At 38.8% G+C, this 25,092-nt stretch carries 22 protein-coding genes and 1 pseudogene; 14 read left to right on the forward strand and 9 right to left on the reverse strand.

Annotation, left to right across the window (positions count from 1 at the left end; translation table 11 throughout):
* The first annotated feature begins 83 nt into the window (after nt 1–83).
* The 3 genes from QZL88_RS18550 to secDF all read left to right on the forward strand — a co-directional run bounded on the left by QZL88_RS18550 (nt 84) and on the right by secDF (nt 5,576).
* Nucleotides 84–638: an XRE family transcriptional regulator gene (locus tag QZL88_RS18550; RefSeq protein ID WP_296943790.1), complete on the forward strand. Its 555-nt coding sequence runs from the start codon at nt 84–86 to the stop codon at nt 636–638.
* 43 nt (nt 639–681) lie between these two features.
* Nucleotides 682–2,328, forward strand: coding sequence for an AMP-binding protein (locus QZL88_RS18555; RefSeq protein WP_296943793.1), 1,647 nt, complete (start codon nt 682–684; stop codon nt 2,326–2,328).
* Nucleotides 2,329–2,597: 269 nt separating this feature from the next.
* The gene (secDF, locus tag QZL88_RS18560) at nt 2,598–5,576 is read left to right on the forward strand and encodes a protein translocase subunit SecDF (RefSeq protein ID WP_296943795.1); all 2,979 of its coding nucleotides are present in this window, start codon (nt 2,598–2,600) and stop codon (nt 5,574–5,576) included.
* 458 nt (nt 5,577–6,034) lie between these two features.
* On the opposite strand, the gene dnaB is transcribed toward secDF, so the two are convergent.
* Together dnaB and QZL88_RS18570 are read right to left on the reverse strand one after the other, a co-directional pair.
* The gene (gene dnaB, locus QZL88_RS18565; RefSeq protein WP_194223168.1) at nt 6,035–7,561 is read right to left on the reverse strand and encodes a replicative DNA helicase; all 1,527 of its coding nucleotides are present in this window, start codon (nt 7,559–7,561) and stop codon (nt 6,035–6,037) included.
* A gap of 179 nt (nt 7,562–7,740) precedes the next feature.
* The gene (locus tag QZL88_RS18570; protein WP_296943797.1) at nt 7,741–8,733 is read right to left on the reverse strand and encodes a DUF2268 domain-containing putative Zn-dependent protease; all 993 of its coding nucleotides are present in this window, start codon (nt 8,731–8,733) and stop codon (nt 7,741–7,743) included.
* Nucleotides 8,734–8,830: 97 nt separating this feature from the next.
* On the opposite strand from QZL88_RS18570, the gene QZL88_RS18575 reads away from it, so the two are divergent.
* Both QZL88_RS18575 and tsaD read left to right on the forward strand, forming a co-directional pair.
* Entirely contained in the window at nt 8,831–9,178 is a 348-nt protein-coding gene (locus QZL88_RS18575) for a hypothetical protein (protein ID WP_296943800.1), read from the forward strand.
* Between the two features lie 54 nt (nt 9,179–9,232).
* Nucleotides 9,233–10,249 carry a tRNA (adenosine(37)-N6)-threonylcarbamoyltransferase complex transferase subunit TsaD gene (tsaD, locus tag QZL88_RS18580; RefSeq protein ID WP_296943803.1) on the forward strand — a complete coding sequence of 339 codons (1,017 nt, stop codon included), beginning with the start codon at nt 9,233–9,235 and terminating at the stop codon, nt 10,247–10,249.
* A gap of 3 nt (nt 10,250–10,252) precedes the next feature.
* Here the strand turns inward: tsaD and QZL88_RS18585 are convergent, their stop codons facing one another.
* Together QZL88_RS18585 and QZL88_RS18590 are read right to left on the reverse strand one after the other, a co-directional pair.
* Entirely contained in the window at nt 10,253–10,702 is a 450-nt protein-coding gene (locus QZL88_RS18585; protein ID WP_296943805.1) for a MarR family winged helix-turn-helix transcriptional regulator, read from the reverse strand.
* Nucleotides 10,689–11,408 (reverse strand): DUF169 domain-containing protein, encoded by a 720-nt coding sequence (locus QZL88_RS18590; RefSeq protein WP_296943808.1) that lies wholly within the window; start codon nt 11,406–11,408, stop codon nt 10,689–10,691. The genes QZL88_RS18585 and QZL88_RS18590 overlap by 14 nt, the downstream gene beginning before the upstream one ends.
* A gap of 155 nt (nt 11,409–11,563) precedes the next feature.
* Between QZL88_RS18590 and QZL88_RS18595 the strand changes: the two genes are divergently transcribed.
* From QZL88_RS18595 to QZL88_RS21235, 7 genes and pseudogenes are all read left to right on the forward strand, one after another.
* Entirely contained in the window at nt 11,564–12,805 is a 1,242-nt protein-coding gene (locus QZL88_RS18595) for a M48 family metallopeptidase (RefSeq protein ID WP_296943811.1), read from the forward strand.
* 98 nt (nt 12,806–12,903) lie between these two features.
* Nucleotides 12,904–13,446 (forward strand): annotated as a pseudogene (locus QZL88_RS18600) (hypothetical protein); the annotation flags it as partial.
* A 589-nt stretch (nt 13,447–14,035) separates the two neighbouring features.
* Complete coding sequence (locus QZL88_RS18605) at nt 14,036–14,623, forward strand: energy transducer TonB (RefSeq protein WP_296943813.1); 588 nt, start codon at nt 14,036–14,038, stop codon at nt 14,621–14,623.
* A gap of 22 nt (nt 14,624–14,645) precedes the next feature.
* The gene (locus tag QZL88_RS18610; protein ID WP_296943815.1) at nt 14,646–15,410 is read left to right on the forward strand and encodes a hypothetical protein; all 765 of its coding nucleotides are present in this window, start codon (nt 14,646–14,648) and stop codon (nt 15,408–15,410) included.
* Between the two features lie 577 nt (nt 15,411–15,987).
* Nucleotides 15,988–17,211, forward strand: a complete 1,224-nt coding sequence (locus tag QZL88_RS18615) for a CinA family nicotinamide mononucleotide deamidase-related protein (RefSeq protein ID WP_296943816.1) — start codon at nt 15,988–15,990, stop codon at nt 17,209–17,211.
* Between the two features lie 155 nt (nt 17,212–17,366).
* Nucleotides 17,367–17,678, forward strand: a complete 312-nt coding sequence (locus QZL88_RS18620) for a hypothetical protein (RefSeq protein WP_296943819.1) — start codon at nt 17,367–17,369, stop codon at nt 17,676–17,678.
* A 17-nt stretch (nt 17,679–17,695) separates the two neighbouring features.
* Nucleotides 17,696–17,977, forward strand: coding sequence for an immunity 17 family protein (locus QZL88_RS21235; protein WP_363927793.1), 282 nt, complete (start codon nt 17,696–17,698; stop codon nt 17,975–17,977).
* Between the two features lie 99 nt (nt 17,978–18,076).
* Here QZL88_RS21235 and QZL88_RS18625 read toward each other — a convergent pair whose 3' ends face one another.
* A complete protein-coding gene (locus QZL88_RS18625) occupies nt 18,077–20,398 on the reverse strand; it encodes a TonB-dependent receptor (protein WP_296943821.1) in 2,322 nt (773 codons plus the stop codon).
* 242 nt (nt 20,399–20,640) lie between these two features.
* Between QZL88_RS18625 and rnpA the strand changes: the two genes are divergently transcribed.
* Both rnpA and yidD read left to right on the forward strand, forming a co-directional pair.
* The gene (gene rnpA, locus QZL88_RS18630) at nt 20,641–21,060 is read left to right on the forward strand and encodes a ribonuclease P protein component (protein ID WP_296943824.1); all 420 of its coding nucleotides are present in this window, start codon (nt 20,641–20,643) and stop codon (nt 21,058–21,060) included.
* Nucleotides 21,057–21,278: a membrane protein insertion efficiency factor YidD gene (gene yidD, locus QZL88_RS18635; protein ID WP_296943826.1), complete on the forward strand. Its 222-nt coding sequence runs from the start codon at nt 21,057–21,059 to the stop codon at nt 21,276–21,278. The genes rnpA and yidD overlap by 4 nt, the downstream gene beginning before the upstream one ends.
* Nucleotides 21,279–21,355: 77 nt before the next feature.
* Here yidD and QZL88_RS18640 read toward each other — a convergent pair whose 3' ends face one another.
* From QZL88_RS18640 to QZL88_RS18655, 4 genes are all read right to left on the reverse strand, one after another.
* The gene (locus QZL88_RS18640) at nt 21,356–21,784 is read right to left on the reverse strand and encodes a DUF2147 domain-containing protein (protein ID WP_296943829.1); all 429 of its coding nucleotides are present in this window, start codon (nt 21,782–21,784) and stop codon (nt 21,356–21,358) included.
* A 138-nt stretch (nt 21,785–21,922) separates the two neighbouring features.
* On the reverse strand, nt 21,923–22,561 hold the full coding sequence (locus QZL88_RS18645) for an HAD family phosphatase (RefSeq protein ID WP_296943832.1): 639 nt from the start codon (nt 22,559–22,561) through the stop codon (nt 21,923–21,925).
* Nucleotides 22,562–22,808: 247 nt separating this feature from the next.
* The gene (locus QZL88_RS18650) at nt 22,809–23,669 is read right to left on the reverse strand and encodes a helix-turn-helix domain-containing protein (protein ID WP_296943836.1); all 861 of its coding nucleotides are present in this window, start codon (nt 23,667–23,669) and stop codon (nt 22,809–22,811) included.
* 216 nt (nt 23,670–23,885) lie between these two features.
* Nucleotides 23,886–25,073, reverse strand: a complete 1,188-nt coding sequence (locus tag QZL88_RS18655; RefSeq protein ID WP_296943838.1) for an AbiH family protein — start codon at nt 25,071–25,073, stop codon at nt 23,886–23,888.
* Between the last annotated feature and the right edge of the window lie 19 nt (nt 25,074–25,092).

The raw sequence follows: 25,092 nt of genomic DNA on the forward strand, positions 1-25,092 counted from the left end.
AGGATTTAATAATATGTTTTTAATTGTAACATGCTTTGGCTACTTGTTGAAGCAATAAACAGGTCTGCGACCTTAAAAGTTTTATGAATATAGATATTAAAGAAATAGGTCAACGTCTCAAAGGTTTGCGTGAGGCTTTGGATATGACACAGGAGCAATTTGCCGCTTCTTGTAATATTCCTTTAGAAGAGTATATTAAATACGAGTCGGGTGAAAAAGACTTAACTATCAGTGTGCTGAAAGGCATCGCGTCTGCCCATAATGTAGATGTGTCGGTGTTGATGTTTGCCGACGAGCCCCGCATGAGTAGTTATTTTCTTACACGTAAGGGAAAAGGGTTGGCTGTGAATAGGGTGGAGGCTTATAATTACCAGACGCTGGCCGGGGGATTTAATAACCGGAAGGCTGAAGTCTTTGAAGTAACAGTAGAACCTAAAGCCGATGATGTAGAAATTCATCATAGCATACACACCGGACAAGAATTTAATATGGTGTTGGAAGGGCGTATGCTTTTGCAGATAAATGGAAAGGACCTGATAATGGAAGAAGGGGACAGTATTTATTTCGACTCCAGCCTGCCGCACGGAATGAAGGCGCTTGATGGAAAGAAAGTCAGATTTATAGTTGTTGTTCTATAGATATCATTATTTGTATATATAACCTAATATAACTAACACGCTCATGTTAGAACGATTTTTAAAACAAACTCATTTTGCTTCAACTCAGGATTTTGCAGAGAATTACCATGTTCAGATACCTGAGAATTTCAATTTCGGATATGATGTCGTAGATGAGTGGGCAAAGACAGATCCCACCAAAAGGGCTATCTGCTGGGTGAATGACCAGGGGGAACATATCGATTTTACATTTGCGGATATTAAAGAGCAGAGCGATCGTGCCGCGTCCTATTTTCAATCGTTAGGGATTGGTAAAGGAGATATGGTAATGCTCGTGTTGAAACGTCGTTACGAATTCTGGTTTGCTGTTATTGCCCTTCACAAAATAGGAGCAGTGGCTATTCCGGCTACACATCTGCTGACGAAGAAGGATTTCATTTACCGTAATAATGCAGCCGATATAAAGGCGATTATAGCAGTGGACGATGATGTGGTTGTTCAGCATGTAAATGATGCGATGGCTAATTCTCCAACAGTAAAATTTCGGATTGCCTGTGGTGAAAACATACCGGCGGGCTGGCTCGATTTCCATCAGGGCTTAAGAGATGCAAAGTCATTTGTAAGGCCAGAGCTTGTGAATACGAATGAAGATATCTCTTTATTATATTTTACATCGGGGACGACCGGTGAGCCGAAAATGGTAATCCATAACTTTATATATCCACTCGGGCATATTGTGACAGCAAAATACTGGCATAATCTGAATGAGAATAGTCTGCATCTTACTGTAGCCGATACCGGTTGGGCTAAAGCTGTCTGGGGGAAATTGTACGGGCAATGGATTGCTGGTGCTGCCGTGATGGTGTATGACCACGAGAAGTTTACCCCGCAGGCTATGCTGCATATGATACAGGATTATAAAGTGACTTCGTTTTGTGCTCCGCCTACCGTATTCAGATTTATGATAAGGGAAGATTTGTCTCATTTCGACCTGTCTTCACTTCGGTATGCCACTACTGCAGGAGAAGCATTGAACCCTTCGGTATACAATGCATTCCTCGAAGGTGCAGGTATTAAAATGATGGAAGCATTCGGCCAGACAGAAACTACCCCTACCATAATCACTTTCCCATGGATGGAGCCGAAACCCGGTGCGATGGGAGTGCCTAATCCGGCTTATGATATGGACCTTATCGCCGCAGACGGACGTTCCGTCGAAGATGGAGAAGTAGGAGAGGTGGTGATTAAAACCGATAGATGGAAACCTTTGGGCTTGTTTATGGGATATTATCGTGACCAAGCTCTTACCAGGCAGGTGTATTATGATGATGTTTACCATACAGGCGATATGGCCTGGCGTGACGAGGATGGATATTACTGGTTCGTAGGCCGTAGCGACGATGTTATCAAAAGCTCCGGTTATCGCATAGGACCATTTGAAGTAGAAAGCGCTCTGATGACGCACCCTGCCGTTGTGGAATGTGCCATTACAGGTGTGCCCGACGACGTCAGAGGGCAGGTAGTAAAAGCTACTATTGTGTTGGCGCAGGATTATAGAGATAAAGCGGATGATCATCTGAAGCATGAGATTCAGAATCATGTGAAGCAGGTTACTGCTCCATATAAATATCCCCGCATTATCGAATTTGTTGACGAACTGCCGAAAACGATCAGCGGAAAGATAAAGAGAGCAGAGATAAGGAAGCAATGATTTAATGTGATGATATGCCAATGTGCCAATGTTTTCGATTATTGACATATTAGTATATCGGCATGTTGGCACATTAATTAATCGGCACATTTTCTTATATATTATTATGATATGTAAAGAATAAAAGATTATATTTGCACGCCTGAAAGTGTGTATATGTCTAAGCTTGGCCTCGTTTCGAAGGAAGAGGACTCTGGATATATGCGTATTTTATTTAGTTTGAATGAAATAGAAATAATATAAGTAAATAACAAAAAGTAAAATCTAAAATGCAAAACAAAGGATTTGTAATCACATTTTCCATTCTCCTTACGTTGGTGTGCTTATTTTACCTGTCTTTTACATTCGTAACCAAAAGTTATGATAATAAAGCGGATGAATTTGCCACAGCCTACGCAGTCGCGAATGCTAAAGGTGATCAACTACTGCAAGACGAGTTGTACAACAAACAATACACTCACTATCTTGATTCAATGTCGACTGAAAGAGTTTGGTTAACCTTTGGTACCGACGATATGGGTTATACCCTTAAACAATGTCGCGAAAAAGAAATCGGGCTGGGACTTGACCTGAAAGGTGGTATGAGTGTTATCGTAGAAGTAGATGCAGCAGCTGTACTCCGTTCATTGGGTGACCCTGAGAACGAAGCGTTTAATACTGCTTTGACTGAAGCTTCTGCTGAAAATAAAAAAGGTAGCAACCGTGACTATATCACTCTCTTTGTCGATAAGTTTAAAGCAGCGAATGGCAATGATAAACTAGCCGGCGTATTTAGTACTAAACTTAGAGATCAGGTAGGACCTCAAGACAAGGATGATAAAGTTATTTCTGCACTGAGAACAGAACTTCAGAGTGTAGCCGATAACTCGTTTAACGTACTTCGTACACGTATCGACCGTTTCGGGGTTGTTGCTCCTAATATTCAAAAATTGGACAACCGTGCAGAGCGTATTATGATAGAGCTTCCGGGTATCAAGGAACCGGACCGTGTAAGAAAACTATTGCAGGGTAGTGCAAATCTTGAATTTTGGAAAACATATAATCTGAACGAAATACAGGGATATATAAGTGCCCTGACAGAACGTTCGAGAGAAGCATTAGCTGCTCAGAACGTTCAGGGTGCAACAGATACAACTGCTGTAAACGATTCTTTGAAAGTTCAGGAAGTTGGAAACTTAGGATTCACCAAACCATTTATTGAGAATTTTATCAGTGGTGGTATGGGAGCTATTGTCGGTATTGTTCATAAAAACGACACAGCAGCCGTTAATGCAATCCTTAGAAGATTCCAGGACGCATATCCTCCTGACCTGAGATTTGCCTGGGGCTTCAAGGCTGAAGATATAAGAGAAACTCAGATTACATTATATGCTTTGCGTGGCGACGGTCTTAAAAAAGGCCCGGCATTGGACGGGGATGTGGTTATTTCAGCAAAGGCTGACCAGTCTCAACATGGTGCAACGTGGGAAGTAAGTATGCAGATGAATTCTGTAGGTACACAACGTTGGGCTACTATTACCGGAGCAGAGAAAGGCAGAAGTATAGCTATCGTACTCGACGGTTCTGTATATTCAGCGCCTAATGTAAATGACAAGATCGAAGGTGGACAGTCTCAAATCACAGGAAACTTTACACCGGAAGATGCAAAAGACTTAGAGAACGTGCTGAAATCGGGTAAGATGAAAGCCGGAGTACACATTGTACAGGAAGATATTGTAGGTCCTTCGTTGGGTCAGGAAGCTATTAAAGCCGGAGTTATATCTTTCGTACTAGCATTGGTGCTTCTTATGGCATACATCTGCTTGGTTTACGGTTTGATCCCGGGCTTGATTGCCAATGCGGCTGTTCTTGTCAATCTGTTCTTTACAATTGGTATATTGGCGGCCTTTGGGGCGGTAATGACCCTGCCGGGTATAACGGGACTTGTGCTCTCGCTCGCTCTTGCGGTCGATGCTAATGTATTGGTTTATGAGCGAACAAAAGAAGAATTAAGAGCCGGAAAGAATACGAAAGTAGCCGTAGTAGATGGTTACAGACATGCATTCTCCGCTATTTTCGACGGACACGCATCACAGGTAATTACTGCTATTATATTAGCGTATTTCGGTACAGGTCCGATACAGGGTTTTGCAACTACATTGATTATCGGTATCGTTGCATCATTCATCACCAATGTATTCCTTACACGTATATTCTATGAATATATGCTTGATAAGGGTCATTTCAGAAATCAGACATTCACTACTGCTATCTCACGGAAATTGTTTGTTGATACAAAAATCAATTTCTTGGGTATGACTAAGAAAATCGTGATCTTATCAGCTGTATTATTAGTAGCAGGTGTAGGCTCTCTATTCATTAACGGTTTGAATGGCGGTATTGACTTTACAGGAGGACGTAACTATCTGGTTCGTTTCGATAAGAATGTAAATGCCGATGCTATCGAAAAAGTGTTGGTTCCCGAATTTGAAGGTTCTACTGTACTTGTACTTACCAGTGGTTCTGCAAGTCAGTCATCTACTACAAGTCAGGTCCGTATTACTACAAACTATAAGATCGAAGAGGCTACAGATGAGGTTGAAGATGAGATAAGGGCAAAAATGACTCATGCTCTTACAGCAGCCGGATTCCTTACTGATGGAAAAACTATAGATGACTTTGTTCAAAGTTCTCAGCGTGTAGGCCCTAGTGTGGCTGATGACCTGAAAACGGCGGCTACTATAGCAGTATTGATTGCTGTAGTCTGTATGGCTCTGTATATCTTATTGCGTTTCCGCGACATTGCCTTCTCTTTGGGTACGCTGATAGCTGTGGCGCATGATGCCGTGATGGTTATCTTCCTTTACTCACTGTTGTATAAGATAATGCCGTTCTCTATGGAGATAGACCAGTCGTTTATTGCAGCTGTACTGACAGTGGTAGGTTACTCTATCAATGACAAGGTTGTGATCTTTGACCGTATCCGCGAAATCAGGAATATGTATCCGAAACGTAATATCACCGAAACTATTAATGAAGCGCTGAACTCTACATTAGGACGTACATTGAATACCTCAATAAGTACGATGTTGGTTGTGTTCTGTATCTTCCTTTTAGGTGGTGATACTATCCGTAGCTTTACATTTGCTATATTTATCGGTATTGTGATCGGTACTTATTCTTCTGTATTCGTAGCAACTCCTATTGCCTGGGGTATATTCAAGAAAGAAGGGAAGAAGAAAGAAGCTCAGCTAAAAGAAGCTAAATAAAACGTAGAACATTTCTAAATATATGAGAAGAGGTTAGTTTAATTGGCTAACCTCTTTTTTTATTATAAGATCCTTTAAAGTTTATCTATGTGTATAGCTGATGGCCTTTAGTTGTTAGCTTATAGTTCTTTGAAAGATTGAATACGCTCCCTGACGTCTGAAAGGGAAAAGGAGTAAGAATGGTGCAAAATAAAAAGCTGAAAAGGTTGTTACCTTTGTTACCTTTTAATAAGTAGTAAGTCTTGAGTAATAAGTTGAAAGTTATATGAGATACGAGTAGACAAGACACGATATACAAGTTGTTAACTGATAACTGTTGACTGTTAACTGATATTTCTGTTACCTTTGTTACTTTTTCTCTTTTGTGCTTAACTGGTATAGGGATTCAAAAAAAAAGTAACAGTTACGAATAATATAGATAACTGTTACTTTTGTTACTTTATATAATAGAAGACTTATCAGAATGGCACGAAATCATTTCCTGCACCTTGCATTGGCTGAAAGTCCTGACCCGAACTTGGAGCCGAAGCGTCGGTGTTGATTTTAGAAGAGAAATTCTGCCCTGCACCGAAATTGTAGTCATCGTCAACATTCTGGAAGCGGGCAAATTCACTCTTAAAGCGTAGCAATACATCACCGGTTGCCCCATTACGGTGTTTGGCTATGATAATCTCGGCCAGACCAATAAGTGAATTTCCTTTGTCATCTTCCAGTATTTTATAATACTCTGGACGGTGAATAAAGCAAACCATATCGGCATCCTGCTCTATGGCTCCCGATTCACGGAGGTCGGACAATTGTGGTCGCTTCCCTTCTGCTCCCGCACGGCCTTCCACACCACGGTTGAGCTGCGACAGGGCAATGATGGGAATATTTAGTTCTTTAGCCAGTCCTTTCAATGAACGGGAAATCATACTCACTTCCTGCTCACGGCTTCCATAATTCATACCGCTGGCATTCATCAACTGAAGGTAGTCGATGATGATCATCTTAATACCGTGTTCGCGAACCAGACGGCGGGCTTTTGTCCTTAATTCAAATACGGATAAGCTGGGTGTGTCATCAATGTATAAAGGAGCATCGTATAACTCTTTTATCTTAAAGTCGAGTTGTTCCCATTCGTAAGGCAGCAGCTGACCGTTCTTTATCTTCTCACCTGGAATTTCGCAGGTGTTTACGATCAGACGGTTAACCAACTGTACATTTGACATTTCAAGAGAGAACAAAGCCACAGGATAGCCATAGCTTACCGCCATGTTTTTTGCCATAGACAACACGAATGCAGTTTTACCCATTGCTGGACGGGCAGCTATGATAACAAGGTCGGAATTCTGCCATCCCGATGTTATTTTATCCAGAGGGGTGAATCCGGTTTGCAGGCCACTAAGTCCCTCGGGACGGTTAGCCGCTATTTCAAGCAGGTTTAAAGCTTCTTTTATTACGGGATTGATCTGGGTTACGTCTTTCTTTACATTACCCTGAGAGATTTCGAAAAGCTTGCTTTCGGCTTCCTGCATCAGGTCGTCTACATCGGATGTTTCATCGAAAGCTTTATTGGTGATCGTGGATGAAAAGGAAATAAGCTCTCTTGCCAGATATTTTTGGGCAATGATACGCGCATGGAACTCGATGTGTGCAGCCGATGCTACTTTCTCGGTCAGTTGGGCTATATAGACCGGTCCGCCAACCGTTTCCAGTTCACCGTCTTTTTTTAGTTGTTCCACAACAGTGAGCATATCGATAGGTGCCTGACGGACAGCCAAGTCAACTATTGCTCTGTATATTATCTGATGAATAGTGTCGTAGAAGCTATCCGGTTTTAAGATGTCACTAACAAGCGAATATGCATCTTTCTCAAGCATTAGAGCTCCGAGTATGGCTTCTTCCAGTTCCCTCGCCTGAGGCTGTACTTTGCCTATGTCAGGTAATAAATTCGTTTCTTTTGGTTTTCGTCTCCCCTGATTCTTGTTATTTGCGTCAGCCATTTTAGTTTTACCTCTTCAATTTTTTATTCAAAGATAACAGAAATAACGTTCAAAGACGAGTTAAGTTTTGAACATGGTGTTAATAAGTCCGGGGATTTAAGAGATAATTATTATCTGTTCGCTTTTTTTAGTCATTGATGCTGTTGATAATTGGCTGAAAACGCTATTGTTATTAGTGTTTAAGGGTTGTATTTAGCTTCCTTTAATATTGTCTGGGCATCCATATCTATAATGTTTTGAAGAGAAGCACCTTTCTTTTTTGCGTATTGCTCTATTATTTGCCAGCCAGTCCAGGCTCCGATTCTTCCGGGAGAATCTTTTGATACAATTGCTGTATATGCGCCATCGTTTATAAAACGGGTGATAATCATGTGATCGGTAGAATAGAGGTAGTTCTGTTTTACAATATTCTGCCACGTTGATTTTTCATTCTGTTTGCACCAGTCCATCTGGGCTTTGGTGTATCCTATAATCTCGTCCGCATTCTTTTCAGGGAGTAAAAGGGACAATGCATATAGTATTTTTCCTTCATCTACCATAGCTGATAGAAGAGTCTGGTCTTCGATATCCGATTTCACAACATCGCTCATTAGCCATGCTTTCAGATAATCCCTGACTAAATATTCAGGTTGCATTTGTTGGCGCTCGAATGGTTGGAAAAAATCCTTATATGCAGTGTAATTATATCCAAGATATTTATCTACAGATATAGATATAAGATTATTTACGATGATAGTATTCTCTCTGAAACCCGATACATGCATGGCAAATACAGGGAATTTTTTTTCCGGCAGATTTTGTGATATGAGTGAAGATACATTGGATAACTCTTCTTCGTATGCAGAGATATTATCGAAAGTAGTTAATGCATCTTTGTATATTTGCATCAGTGCAGGATGGGAAAAGTAATCTCTGAGGGTAGGGAAGAAAGTGGCAGGATCACTATTGTCTATGGCTATACGTCCGAAGGCAGGAAGCAGGAGTGGATATTTCTCTTTCAATCCGGATTCTTTTACGGCGTCAGGTTGCTGAAGATAATTGTATACATCTTTGTCGAAACGTAAGATGGTTATTTTTTCTTGTTGCGATAACCCGCTGTTTTTCTTTGTTGTGCCTGAGCATCCAATGAAAGACAGGATGATAAAAGTCAGCAGATATACTCTATTTCTCATTTGTATCCTTTTATGAATTCTTCTTTGCGAAGGTAATTTATATTTCTTAATTTTGTACCACTTTTACAAGCCATATAATTAAAAAACGCACAATATTATGCTTTATTTTAAAGAAGATATCCCAAACAAGGATAATAAACTGATATATATTTATAAGGGTATAACAGTCGTTCAGATGCAGAACGAAGTAGAAATGCTAATGTTATCATTAGGCTATAAACATCTGGGACAGGGATTATTCGAAAAGGGAAGCCGGATGATGCGTTTGTTGTTCGGGGCATTCTGTAAATACTTTAAATTCAGAGTGCGTATAGAGGATTATAACAATGGTGAAGTGAAAGTGACTGTATCGAAAGATACGACAGGATTGTCGGGTGGTGCAATTGGGGCGAATCAGGTGAAAAACGAATTTTACAATTTATCCCGGGCATTCCAAACAATATAATGGAAACGATGTTATAAGTCTTTGGATTTATAATATATAAAATACAATATTTGAATGATAACCATACTAGGCATAGAGTCGTCTTGTGATGATACTGCGGCAGCAGTTATCAGGGACGGTTTACTTCTATCTAATATAATTTCCAGCCAGAAAGTGCATGAGAACTACGGAGGTGTAGTTCCCGAACTGGCATCACGCGCACATCAGCAGAATATAATACCGGTTGTAGACCAGGCATTGAAAAAAGCGGGGGTAAACAAGAACGAACTGACGGCGATAGCTTTCACGCGCGGTCCCGGTCTGATGGGATCCTTGCTGGTAGGTACTTCTTTTGCTAAAGGACTATCTTCCGCGTTGAATATTCCGATGATAGATGTAAATCATCTGCACGCTCATGTGTTGGCTCATTTTATTAAGGAGGATAAAGATGATAACAATCAGCCTCAGTATCCTTTCCTGTGCCTGTTGGTGTCGGGTGGTAATTCACAGATTATCCTTGTCAGATCGTACAAGGAAATGGAGATCATAGGCCAAACAATAGATGACGCAGCTGGTGAAGCTTTCGACAAATGCGCCAAGGTGATGGGGCTGGGATATCCCGGAGGGCCTGTTGTTGACCGCTTGGCTAAAGAGGGTGATGCAGATAAATTTAAATTCAACAAACCTCACATATCGGGTTATGATTATAGTTTCAGTGGTCTGAAAACTTCTTTCCTGTATTTGCTCCGCGATGAATTGAGAAAGGATCCTGACTTTATAGATAAGAATAAAGCTGACCTTTGTGCTTCCCTTCAAAAAACGATTATCGATGTATTGATGGAGCAATTACGTAAAGCGGCCAAAGATCTGGGAATTAAAGAGGTTGCCGTAGCCGGTGGTGTGTCGGCGAACTCGGGACTTCGTGCTGCATTTGAAGATCATGCAAAGCGTTTCGGTTGGAAAATACATATACCTCCGTTTGGCTATACGACGGATAATGCAGCCATGATAGCTATGACAGGCTATTTCAAATATGAAGACAAAGAATTTTGTCCGATGGAGGCAGCGCCGTTTTCGAGAGTGGTAATGTAATAACTACATTTTCTCCGCATCTGATAGATTGTTCTCCACTTTTGCCAACAACTTAAGAAAGATATTTATTTCATCTTCCGATAATCCGTTGGTGAATATTGCCGTAGCTTCTGTCCAGCAGGTAATTACTTCTTGTCTGATGCTCTCGGCGCGAGGCAATAGAAATATGTTATAGCTACGGCTGTCAGTTATGCTTTTTTGCTTGACCACATATTTAGCGGTGCATAATTTGTCTATAATGCGTGTTGTATTAGCAAAATCTTTCTTTGATTTCTTTGTAAGTTCACTAAGAGACAGGCCATCATCGAGCCATAGATAGTATAAGATTACCCATTGCTCAGGGGTGATATCTAATCCTTTTTCACTGATAAGTCTGAATGCCAGTCGCCGGAGTTGGGCGGCAACAGATGCTATCTGGTGATTGATACTGTTTTCGAAATTATATTCCATCATTGATTCGCGCTTTAACTTTGCCCCATGCATGGGTATCTACAAGGCAGGATTCTTCAAATGTATTGTACATCTCTTTCAGGCGGGACATTGGTATTGCAAAACTTAATATATTTGCTTCTACATGAGGACGTACCGATGGGTCGAACAGTCCGAGAAATGACCGTTTGCCGTTTCTTTGATTTTCGGCAACTACCTGTGAAATAGTGGAGCTGCATCCGGAACCAAATGGAGCAGATACCGCATCTGGTTCATTGGTGTCGAATAAAGTCCATGAAATCAATCCTGTTAATACATCAGGCGTGGCGAAGAATATAATACCTTCGATATCGTCTAATATATCCAGATTATCTATTCGTGAAAAATGAAGGTATGCTTTGCCTGTAGGAGAGAAGCCAATATTTTCTACAAACTCTTTGACCATCTCCGGAGTCTTCTTGTATCTTTCTTTTAGTGAGACGAAAGACGGAATCCGTTCTTCCGGAAATTCAGAGAATCCGGTGTAAAACTTGCCACCCATACAACCGATTGTTTCTCTATCCAAACATATTGGTGCGCCTTTACGTACAATATCAAGTGCTTTAAAATAGCACCCATTTACTCTTTGTGGCACAGGTTCGGCTATGTCTGAATACCAGAAAGCTATAGGTAATTCTATATTCTCACCAAATGCATATTGCAGTTTATTTATTAAATCAGTAGATTTCATGATCTTGTAATTTATTTGTTATGACAAATATATTTACATTGTTTGTTATGACAAATAAATTGACGTTGATAATTCTTAGACTTTATATCTTTTATTGATAATTGTAAATTATCACTCATAATTATAAATCTTATCTTTGTAGAAAAAACGTATCTATGTCTCTATACTTAAGCATTATCCTACTTGTAGTTGTCCTCGATTTTGTCTGGACGCAATACTTGGCGTATCGTAACCGTAAGCGGATGAGCCCCGAAATTCCTCCATTACTGGAAGGGATTTACGATAAAGACGAATATGCCAGACAGCAAGCCTATCAAAAGATAAACAGCCGCTTTGGCTTGTATACAAGCCTTTTCTCTTTTATCGTAATGTTACTGGTCCTGTCTTTGGGTATTTTTGGCTGGCTCAACGAGTTGCTGAGACAATTTATAAATAATGAAGTCATTCTTACTCTGGTTTTCTTTGGTATAGTATATATTGTGAACGATATTATCACTTTGCCATTCAGCTATTATGCTACCTTTGTGATTGAAGAACGCTTCGGATTCAATAAATCGACTAAAGCTATTTTCTGGTTCGACCAGTTGAAAGGTTTACTGCTCACAACTGTTCTAGGGGGCATTATACTGGCTCTTCTGGTATGGTTTTATGAAACTCTGGGTACATATGCATGGTTGTACGCCTGGGGGGCAGTAACCGTATTTTCTTTATTTATGACCTTGTTCTATTCCAATATTATAGTGCCTTTATTCAATAAGCAGACTCCGTTGGAAGATGGCGAACTCCGGGATGCAATCGAGGCCTTTTCCCGGGAAGCAGGTTTTTCGATAAAGAATATATACGTAATGGATGCATCTAAACGTTCCAGTAAAGCAAACGCTTATTTTACCGGCTTTGGAGTTAAGAAACGTATCGTATTGTTCGATACATTGATTAATGATCTTAGTACGAGTGAAATAGTCGCTGTACTGGCACACGAAATAGGTCATTATAAAAAGAGGCACACATTGCAGGGTATGTGCATATCCATCTTATATACAGGAATTATTCTTTTCCTGTTATCATGGTTCCTCGATAATGAAGCCATTGCTTTGGCATTGGGAGGGAAAGAGGCTTCCTTTCATTTGGGTCTGATTGCTTTCTCTGTTCTATTTACTCCGGTTTCGATGATTATAGGTCTGTTTTCGAGTATGCACAGCCGTAAGAATGAATATCAGGCAGACGCCTATGCTGCCGGTTTTGGCTTGGCAGATTCATTGATAAGCGGATTGAAGAAGCTATCGGTAAAGTCACTGAGCAATCTGAATCCTGATCCGCTATATGTATTTTTCTATTATTCACATCCGACTTTGCTGCAACGGATGGAGGCATTAATGGAAATTGATGATAAAAAGTAAATTTTTATAAAGTATCATTAAACCTTTTAATTTTATTATATTCATATAATATAAACGGGGCTGAAAAACAGCTATTCATAATCTAAAAAATAATGCCTATGAAACGCTTTTATATAATTATCATTTCGTGCCTGATATTATTGCCTGTAAATATATATGCCCAGGGAGGAAAGAAAGAAAAGGTTAGCAAAGATATTTTCGGTAATACCATTATCGAAGATGAAGACGGAAGTAAAACAACAATAAAGAAAGATATTTTCGGAAATACTGTGATAGAAGATAATAAGGGCAATAAGAAGACTATCAAAAAGGATATTTTTGGAAATACTGTGATAGAAGATAACAAGGGAAATAAAGAAACGATCAAAGAAGATATTCATGGGAATACTGTAATCGAAGATAACAAAGGGAATAAGAAAAGAGTAAAAGAGGATATTTTCGGGAATACTATCATTGAAGACAATAAAGGAAATAAAACGACCATACGAGAGAATATTTTCGGTGATAAAGTAATAGAAGATAATAAGGGGTATAAGAAAACTATCAAAAAGGATGTATTCGGAAATACTATCATTGAAGATAATAAAGGAAATAAAACAACTATCGAAGAGGATGTCTTTGGCGATAAAGTGATCGAAGACAACAAAGGGAACAAAACGAAAATAGGAAAAGATATCTTCTATAACATGATTGTTGAAACGAACCGGAGAAAAGTAAAAATAGGCCGTGATATATTTGGTTATCTTCAATATGAAGAGAATAATAGAAGGAAGGCATATCTGAAAAAAGATATTTTCGATGCCTGGATTTTTACGGATGATAATAATAATGAAATAAAGTATTCCATGGAGTTTTGGGAAGATATTCAGCGTGATTTCAGAGGTGATGAAGAAGAGACCTTTTTCTGGCTGATGGATATGTGCCATGGATTGACGGACTACAAAGAAGAATATAAAGTTGATATTTTCGGACATCTTCAATTCAGCAACAACAAGAATGAACGGGCGTCACTGTCTAAAAATATTTTTGATGAGATGGTTTATGAAGACACCAAAGGGAGTAAAATGATATATCCGCAGAATTTTTGGAATAAGATGCGCAAACATAGTTCGGATAAAAAAATATTTATGGATCTTATACAACGCTATCTGTTCGAATAGGGAAATTTATTTATGGAATTTCAGTATTTTCATACTCTATTTAATATCAGAATGAAAAACACGATTGAGTATGAGAATGTATTTCACTTTTCCTCTATTTTTGTCTTTTTATTTGTGCATATATTCCCAACAGAATAAAGAAGTCAGACCATTTTACGTGAAAAATGATACACTCATAGAGAATCGGTTACTTTTGGATTCAAAGCAATTAAACGAAATAAATATTGAGGAATTCACGGAACCACCAATCTTTATAAGTACAGAAATACTCCCTCAATTTGTAGGCGGAGATAGTGTGATGGAGGCATTCTTTAATAAGAATATCCGGTATCCCCGTACAGTAACCAAAGGGGAAGTGCAGGGTTTTGTTATTGCAAGGTTTGTTGTATTAAAAGATGGCAAAATTGATCCACGAAATATAAAAATAATAACATCTCTTTCGCATGATTGCGACAACGAGGTTGTGCGTCTACTACACAAGATGCCTTCTTGGATGCCTGGAAGACAAGGAGGATTTCCAGTCCCTTTTTATCAGACTATAGGCGTTTATCTGGGAAAGAAAAAACTTAAGACAGTAAGGCGTTTGGTGCCAGGCGAAATTAATGTGGATGAATGCAAATGGAACGGTTATCACGAAATTATAGAAAAACGATATTAATAATAGCCAAAACCTTTATACCATGTTGAAAAAACTACATCTTACCTGTTTTGCTTTTGTTTTATTATTTCCTCTTTTTGCTCAGGAACCACAGACTATTCATGTGATGGTGGCTTTGTGCGATAATAAATATCAGGGCATAGTGAAAGTACCGAAAGGAATAGGTAACGGGCAAGATCCGAATTCGAATCTGTACTGGGGATGCGGATATGGCATTCGTACTTATTTCAGAAAAAGTTCTGACTGGAAGGAGGTGAGGCGGCTAAAGGCTGACGATATCCGTCTCGAACGTATTGTCTTCAAACATAAAACGAAAGATTACTACCTTATCGCCGATGCTTATGACGGACAATACATAAAGAACTGTACAGAAGATTTCCTCAGCTCATGTTCAGGGAGTAAGAAGGATACTGTAATGATCGGGAAAACGGTTGTCGGACTCAATGGGAATGCTAAACTACTCGCTTATATAGGGCATAACGGGTTAATGGATTTTTCGTTGGCAAATACTTATAGCACTGTAGATGGTAAAACGCGTGATGCGATAATCCTTGCTTGCTATAGTAAGCGGTATTTTACACCGTATCTGCGTTCAGCTAAAGCCAATCCATTGCTTTGGTCTACCCATCTGATGAGCCCCGAAGCATACACATTACATGATGCAATCGCTACATACATCGCAGGAGGGACGAATGCTGCTGTGCGGGAAAGTGCTGCTGCCGCTTATAATAAATATCAGAAATGCGGGATAAAAGGCGCCAGAGGATTATTGACTACCGGATTCTGAATTATGTGAATCAGTATTTGAAAACTTTATCTATGTATATAGCTGATAGCCTTTAGCTGTTAGCAGATGGTTCTTTGAAGTATTGATCGGCCCCTCCAACCTCCCCAAGGGGAGGCTACAAAGAGGGTAAAAGTAATAGGTAGAAAAAGTGTTACGTTTGTTACTTTTTAACAAGTAGTAAGCTGAAAGTTATATGAGATACGAGTAGACAAGACACGAGATACAAGCTGCTAACTGATGACTGTTCATTGTTCACTGATAACTGAACTGTTATATGTGTTACCTTTGTTACTTTTTATATAGTGTTCTTTGTGCTCCTCGTGGTAAAGATATTAACCACTAAGTGCACGAAGGAAATCACAAAGGGATAAAAGGATAAAAAACTGTTACCTTTGTTACCTTTTTGCACGTTAGAGCCTCTGTGTGAGAATACTGTTTACTGAAACGTTGATAATTTTCGGGTTTGCCCTAATTCTTAATTCTTAATTATTCGTTCTTCATTAATTCCTGTTACCTTTGTTACTTTTTAACAGTAAATAAGGCAAAACTTATATTTGTAATAACTGATAGAATAGAAATGAAAGCAGCAATAATTACAATCGGCGATGAAATTCTCATCGGGCAGATTGTCGACACCAATTCGGCATGGATAGCGCAGAAACTTACACTCGCAGGATTTGAAGTAGAAGAAATGCAATCGATAGGAGACGATGCACAACAGATAAAGGTTACCATAGAAGAGGTATTTTCCCGTGTAGACGTTATTCTTATGACCGGTGGACTGGGCCCGACGAAAGATGATATAACCAAGAAAACACTTTGCGACTATTTTGGTACGACGATGATTTTTGATGACTCTGTTCTCGAAAATATACAGAATGTAATATCCAGTTTTACGACTTTGAATGAACTGACCCGCAATCAGGCCTATGTGCCAAAAGATTGCACAGTGATACAGAACAGGGTAGGGACGGCTCCGATTACGTGGTTCGATTATATAGGCAAAGTGCTTGTGTCTATGCCGGGAGTTCCCCACGAAATGCGGTATGTGATGGAAAATGAGATCATTCCCCGTCTACAAGCTAAATATGATCCGGATGCATATCTCAAACGTGTATTCATTGTAAAGGGATATACCGAATCGGCATTAGCGATGTATATTGCCGACTTTGAAGATAATCTGCCCGAGGGTTTCGGATTGGCATATCTGCCTTCTCCCGGATTGATGAAGCTGCGTCTGTTTGTTCGGGGAGAGCATCGTTTGGAGGAATTGAATGAGCAGGTAAAAAAACTTCAGGATATATTAGGAAGTGCTATTTTGGCAGAGAAAGATATTACGGTAGAGAAGTTGCTGGGAGAACGCCTTTTCGAAAAGGGCTTGAGCCTGGGTACAGCCGAAAGTTGTACAGGAGGTAATATTGCTCATACCATTACTTCTATTCCGGGTTCGTCCCGTTATTTTAAAGGTTCTGTCATATCATATGCCAATGAAGAAAAAGTGAATATATTGCATGTATCACAGGATTCATTGGATCGCTTTGGTGCAGTGAGTGAGGCTGTCGCTGAGGAAATGGCCAAAGGAGCACAGAAGATACTGAATGTGGATTGCTCTATTGCAACTACCGGTATTGCCGGCCCTGATGGAGGTACGGAAGAGAAACCGGTAGGTACAGTCTGGGTTTGTACAACTTATAAGGATAGATGCGTGGCCCGGAAATATCAACTGGGACAATTTCGCGAAGCAAATATTGTACGTGCGACCAACATAGGAATGTTACAATTGCTGGAAATGCTGGAATGACAGCAAATTAATAGTTCTCGTGTTATTTTTCAATAAAATTATTGCTTTTAGCTTTTGTTTAATAAATTTATGAAGCTATATAGTGTTATTAATTTATATCCATATTATATTTATAAAATAATACACATACTCACAAACAATAATATGTACTGTCTATGAAACTTAACGACGAATCTGACAATAAGCCTGTAATAACCACACGCTATGTTTTGGATGCCAATTCTTTGATTACATATGTAGTATATGATGAAGATGGTGACTGGCAGTTTTTTAGTGATGAGGATATTACGGAAAGTGATGCCTGCGTAGTTTCTGTAAAGCAAATATTGGAGCTGGATGATAGTCTTAACGAACTCGAACTGAAGCCGGGGCAGGCAGCTGAAAGAAGTGATGCTGATGCACCCTGGCAAACAATCAAGCAGAAAAGTAGCCGGAATAATTCATTTGCAGAAGATGATGAAAATTAACTGTCTGGCTATTGTTAATGAATCGATCGGATAATATTTTTAGTAGCATAGGAGACATCTTTTCAAATAATCCTGCTTTTTATGGGATATTTATAGTCGTTTTGGGGATCATATTTCTGCTTACGGCTATATACGATGCTAAGTGGATTTTTGGAAATACTACATCTTTCAATATACAAAAAGTACAGGGGTGGGTAAATCTTTTCGGTCGAAAGACAACCCGGATTGCTGTCGGGATAATGAGTCTTGTGCTCATCTTAACAGGTTTGCTAATAACATACATTTATGCCTTCGGATAAAAAGCGTAGCCTCCGCACGACATCCCGTCTGTAGAGGCTACTTTGTAAACACAATCAATATTAAGTTTAGCCCTAATATTATTCTCTTGTGAAGAACCCTTATTTCTTAGTGCCCGACATGATGCCGGCATCTGTATCGTCGTTATTCAGGCGTTTGTTTGCAGCCTTGTACTGGCGTCCGAAGTTCAGGTTGAGCGTGAAGTTTACCATCACTATCTGTGCCAGATCATCGGAGTAGACATTCGATACATTCGGCGCAAGCCAGGAATAGTTTTTACTACCCTGTGTATAGTCTTTGCTGAATGGATTGAACATACCTGCTGACAGGCTCCATTTTTCGGCATTATATCCAACCATAAGAACATGAAATTTCTCTCCTATATCCTGCGTTTCTCCCCAGTAATTGTTCCAGCGGGTCATTAGTTCAAAATTGAGCATCCACCGTTTATAATTAGCGGTTAGAGATGTGCGCATCCGCCAGTTAGTATATGTATGGGTGTAATCGTTTCCAAGGCTGATGTAACGGTTCAGACCGGGTGATACACTGAGGGTGATATAGTCTTTCCAAGGCTTTAACTTGAATGTTGTTTCCATATTTATACGATGGAAACCTTTATGGTTCACATTTGAGCGGACAAACTTGCCATCTTCGAATGTTATCTGTTCCATAATCGGTTTGTGATCGTAGCTGTATCTCATATAAAACTCGGCTCCGAATATGCCTTTATTGAATCCGGCGTTTAATGTATTGGAATAGAACAGTACAGTTTTCAGGTTAGGATTTCCTCTTCGGATTTGCAATGAGTCTATTTCCTGCTCCACATTATTCAGGTCGGACAAAGACGGTGAATATCCCGATATATACCCGTTGTAGCGTATATAGGCGTTATCGTTTATGTTGTATGCTACACGCAAAGTAGGACGGAATATATACTTCTCGTTTTTGCCATCACCTTGACTGTTGTATGTCCGCATCACTCCCAGTCCTAATGTATAGTTGAATTTATCTTTCCTCCACTGGAACTCACCATAACCATACGTTTCAGCAAAGTTGAGACCTATGTTTGTCGATACGTTCCCATCGTATACATTGCTGGTATAGCTTTGGGTATGCTTGATTCCTCCTGATAACTTTCCTGTCTTAAGTTTCTTCTCGTAAATACCTTCCATTATGAATGAGTATTTATCTCCGGTTACTGATGAGAATATGTCTGTAGTCAGTTCCTCATTCCTGCGTTCTTCGTACAGGCGTGTCGATTTGGAGTCTATATATGTACCTACGGCATTGAATATAATCAGCTGGTCATTCTTCAGGTTACGCTGATAATATAAGTCTAAAGACGGCGTGTTGTTATTCCATGTCGAGTGATCCAATATAGATAGCGGCGTATTATTATCAGATGAGTATATGATACTTTCTCTGTCCGAAAATTGATTAGGGGTTTTCTGATAGTTGTATCTTAAAGTAGCATTGAACAAATATTTGTCCGGCTCATTCAGATTATAGTTCACAGCCATATTCAGGCGGTCATCTTTAAATTTGGTAGGTTGTCCCTCTTCTATCCGTTGCAGTGTTTTATCGGGCAATACAAACGTTTCCTGATTTTCGCGGGTCCAGTCTATACCTCGGCGCGACCAGTATGCATTAACTCCGAACTCCGATTTCTTATTGTTCACTTTTGCTGAAGCGAAGTTCTCACCCCATCCCATGATAGAGGGCGGCACATTTGCGAGGTTTGCAGACACACTTCCGCCCGATTCCCTGCGGCGGGTAATATAATCGATTACAGCAGCCGCATTGTTATGTCTCATTCCCGGATCGTCATGATACTCGATGCGGATAATATCTGCGGGCTGAAGCGCAACCACTTCGGCAATAGTAACCTCAACGCCATTGATTCGTAGTTGTACGGCGTCTCCTCCGGGTACGGTTACTGTATTATTTATCGGGTTGATGATGATACGTGATAGTTGCAGGTTGCGGAGAAGAGTGACACCACTGTTGGATGCCCTTATCTGAGCATCGGAAGGTACGATGATTTTCCTGTCAGCCTTTTGAATAACGGCATTTGCGGTAACAGTCACATCTTTGAGTGCTATATCCGAGGCCTCTAACGGAATGCTGCCTATATCTGTATTTTTATTGACGTCGTTAACGGGGATATATGCTTTTCTATAACCTACAAATGCTGCGGATAGTATATAATTTCCGGTTGGTATATTATTGAAGGCAAAAAGTCCTTTTGTATCAGATGATGCTCCGGCTACAAACGTTGAATCCTGATTGAGCAAGGCGATATTTACAAACTCCAAAGCATCGTGAGTATCAGTGTCTACTATCGTACCCGATATTTTGATTTGTGCTGTTGATATGGATGTTATGATAGCAAAAAGAGTGAGAAGGGTTAATAAACGTTTCATAATATCATTGTTTTACTTATTTTACTAATATTGATTTTGTTTATTGATATGACGGATATGGATGGGAAAAGGTTACAGATAAAAATGAATTAATTTGAAATTAATTTGTAAGATTTTATATATGAAATGTTTATGTGCTCGTTAAAAGAGGGACGGATACCAACATGTTTAAATAAGTCTGTTAAAAATCCGGATTAAGAGGGAAATCTTCATACCTTTGTGTTCTGATTTTAGATATATAAATGAATACGGAAGTCTCTCCTAAGAAGAATACTTTGGCTAAAGAAGAAAGATTGTGCAGTACAAAATCCATAGACAAGCTTTTTTCTTCGGGAGAGTCGTTTGTTGCTTATCCTCTGCGGGTAGTGTATCTGATAGAAGATGATACAGAAAGTGAAAAGCAAATTGCTTCTATTCTGGTCAGTGTATCTAAGAAGAAATTTAAAAGAGCTGTAAAACGTAATCGGGTAAAACGTTTGGTGAAAGAGGCTTTCAGATTGAATAAAGGAGCATATCAGGATTTATTACGCTCTGGAGATAAGCGGATGGACATTGCCTTTCTATATCTTAAAAATGAACTGCCTGTGTATACTGAAATAGAGAAAGCGATATTGAAGACAATAACTGTATTATCTGAAAGGTTGAAAGGAGGTAAGCAATGAAAAAAATGCTATCATGGATTCTCCTGTTTCCGGTCTATTTCTACAAATACAGCATATCCCCGATGCTTCCACCGTCGTGCCGTTATACGCCTACCTGCTCAGAGTATGCTATACAGGCTATAAAGAAATACGGGCCCCTCAAAGGGTTTTGGTTGGCTGTAAAGCGAATTGCACGATGCAATCCCTGGGGTGGTCATGGTTATGACCCTGTACCCTAAATATGAGAAGAGAACGAATAAACATCCGTCCTCTTTCTAATATTTGTTTATGATAATGATTTATTTCTTACGGCTTACTACTTTACCCTTACCCAGTTTTGTGTACGTCCGAAAGCCGAAATACCCACATAGCCACGAACTTTTAGCTTATCGTTTCCATCAAGAGAGACAATACATTTATAAAGCTTTCCATTCGACGGATCAAGAATCTTTCCATCACTGTATTCCTTTCCGTCTTTCGATAAACCTTTCAGGATTTCCAGACCTAAAACGGGCTTATCCTTATCGGTTCCGGAGCAGTTTGTACATTTTATATTCTTCTTTGCAGGGTTGAGTATTTCAATTACTTTACCGTATATTTTACCGTCCCGCTCAGTTATTTCAACTATCGATTTTGCTTCTTTGGTTTCGTCATCGAATGTTTTCCATTTGCCTGTAACACTTTGTGCGTTGGCTGATAGTATGGAGATAAATAGCCCGGCTAATAATATAAATTTCAATTTCATCTTTTTATTTATTTAAAGTTGTTATTCGGTCACGAAAGTAATGAAAATAATATAAATAGTTTCTTTTGAAACTATTAAAATTCAAATTCTTTATAGAATATAAGAATTCAAAATTTATTATTGTTGATAGCCAGTTGTTTATAGCTTCCTTAGTTCTTCTAAGGAGATTTCAGTGAAATCAGAGATAATCTTTATCGTAGTATGTAATAATGCCTCTTTAGGGAGAGTACCTTTCAGGGCTATCACTTTCATGCCATTCAGATGAGCTGTCTCTATAGCACTTAATGAACTCTCAAATACGAAACAATCTTTTGGCTCAAAACCTAATTCCTTGGCGGCCAACTCAAAGCCGGATATTGAAGATTTGAATTTGGATAGGTTTTCGATAGAAACAATTGTATCCATTGTACTATTCAGATCGGTTTGCTTAAATACATTATCTAATTTAGTCTGGCTGGAGTTCGTTACCAGCCCCATTTTAATGCCATTCTTTTTCAGGTCTTCAATGAAGTGTTTGAGACCTTTTATCTCGTGAACTCTCAAATTGGCTTCGTGTGCTTTCAGTTCATTTACCAACTTGTGCTTCTCTTCTTCGGAAAGGTGAGAGAAGTATTTAGAAAGAATATCATGCAGGCTTTTCCCATTTACCGCTTGTTCCATATTTGCCGTTTCCGAGCCGTATTTATCGGCGATGTATTTCCATATGATTTTATTTTGGGATTCGCTGTCTATCAGTACTCCATCAAGTCCGAATAATACACAAAATTGATCTTTCATCTGGTTATGATTTATGGGTAAATACTATTATAATAGAACAGATTACTGATTCAGTAAGTTTATTGACTGATTTAATATTTTCAGACGATTGGTTTGAAACCTATTGATGGATATAAGAAAAACCCTGCGAATCTCACGACTCACAGGATCTATTTTTACACAAACTTTACAAAACTACACTTCCAACCTGATCTGGTTGTATATATTGGGATGTTTTCTCAACTATCTTATCAGCATAAATAATCTTTTATAATTCCTGCCTGCCTGCCCGGTATGCGGAAGGGGTCATTCCGGTATGCTGTTTGAAGAATCTGCCCAGCGAAGCCTGATTGGAAAATCTGGTTTCGGATGCTATCTGCTGGATATTTAGTGTTGAATTTTTTAAATATGACTTTATATCCAATACCACGTATTCCGAGATCCAATCCTTAGCCGGCCTGCCACTTACATCTTTTATTACCGATGTGAGATATTTGGGTGTAATACAAAGCTTTTCGGCATAGAATGCCACATCTTTATATTCTTTATAATGTTTCATTACCAGCATGAAATAGTCGTACGCCAGTTCTTCTTTTCTGGCATCCATCTTTGAAATACCCGACAGTAAATCTGTCTTATAATTATTGTATAAGTCGAGATAAAGCAGCCTCAACAGACTAATTATGTATTCCCTGCGAAATAGAAAATCTTTTGACTCGGCTCTTTTATAAAGTACATTGAAATACTCCATAAATTTATCTATTTCTGCTCCCTTTAGTTCATAATGAAGTTTATTTCTCATATAAATGAAAAATAGGGGAGAGAAGCGGCAGATTCCACTTAATGTGTCATTGAAAAGCGCCTGTGAAATAATGAAATAATTTACTGTAAAATCTTTGCTTATTTCATTAATAGCCACTAACTGACAAGGTAAGAGTATAACAAGCTCATTCTCTGCCAGACGATACTTCTTTGTATATACTGTTATCTCCGCACTTCCTTTAGTACAAAAAGCAACAATTCCAAACTGAATGGAAGATTGATGAGAAGTGACAGGCATATGCCCGGCATCTCTGAATATTTTAAAATCTGCTTCTAAAGACGGAATATTCTCTATTACATCCTTCATTGTCTATGTCTATTGTCTTTTCTGCGTGCAAATATATAATATCATTTTTTATATTACCGGATTTGTGGATATTTGGTGTAATATTGCGGAAATCTGGTATCATAATGAGTAAACACAGATGAAAGCCAACTTGTTTAGAGGAAGATGGAAGGATGGTGGTTTTGATTTTAATTATTTGTAAATGAGTATATTATTCTTCTTTGGGTAGAAGGGTATTTAGGTTAGTGGTTCACAATAGGTTTTGTTTACTACACGTTCGCGCATAGCGGCTTTGTTGGTGAAGTTGCGGGAGATGTTTTGGACTATTTCATTGTAATTATCTGTGCCGTCTTCACGAAGATGATAAAAAGGTTTTATTGATACGCAGTTTTCATGCTCGAATAAGGTATTTAATAATGTCCTGTCTGAATTTCCGCACGAATGTCCCATAACAAATATCTGATATGGTTCAGATTCTATAAAACTTAGCATCTTTCTGTAATTATCTGTTTCGAGGTAACGGATAGACTTTACGTTTTTGAGATATTCGTTATCATTCAGGTTTTCTATTTGCTTATAGTCTTCGGCGAGCTCGTCTCCGTAGCCGAAGATTATGGGGTTTTTAGGGTTGTTGAGTTCGCCGTGAATGTGGATATGATTTTCAAACATTGGTGCGTGATATAGATTGGGCGTTTGTGTGTAATTGAAATTTAAAAATAGAGTTTTTTTGATTTTTATATTATTTAAGTACTTATTATTTTCTTTCACATATCTTTTCACCAGTATATTTGGATGATTAGTGCTTAGCAATGATGCCGCATAAATCTCCCTAATTAACATCTCTTTCTTTGAAAATGCTATTTCATTATTTATCGGAGGTTGCATAATGGCATCCTTGATAGATTGATTCATTTTAACGTCCTGTTTACAGACCTTTGTTAAATATTCCTCAAGTAATCTCTCTATTTGCTTTAGTTCTTTATTTAAAACCTCAGCCTCTTTATGATTTTTGCATTTTCTTAGTCTTTCATAATATTCATGTTCAATACCCGCCCAATTTATATCAGCCACATGCTCGGATATTTGTTCAAAGAATTTATTTATACAAGATATGCTAATATCTAAACTATAATAATCATCGGTCATATCATAGAATTCAGCAATTAGTGATTTGATATCCTGATATGAATCTAGTTTCTCTCCTTCTTCTAAATAAATAACAGGTTCTTTGTCTCCTGTTCCAGTATTATATTGATAACCTTTAGCATCAAATTTGACTAATCCATCTTCATATGATTCGAAAATCGCATCATTATATACTTTCGATATAAAGTCTCTCCAATAATCATCAATAAAATCCCTATAACTTGTCTTCAATCCATGAGCCAAGTCAAATCCATTACCAATAAGAATTATTCTATTCATAACGTGTTCTTCTGTTTTA

This window comes from uncultured Dysgonomonas sp. (assembly GCF_900079725.1).
In the GTDB taxonomy this organism is placed as follows: Bacteria; Bacteroidota; Bacteroidia; order Bacteroidales; family Dysgonomonadaceae; genus Dysgonomonas.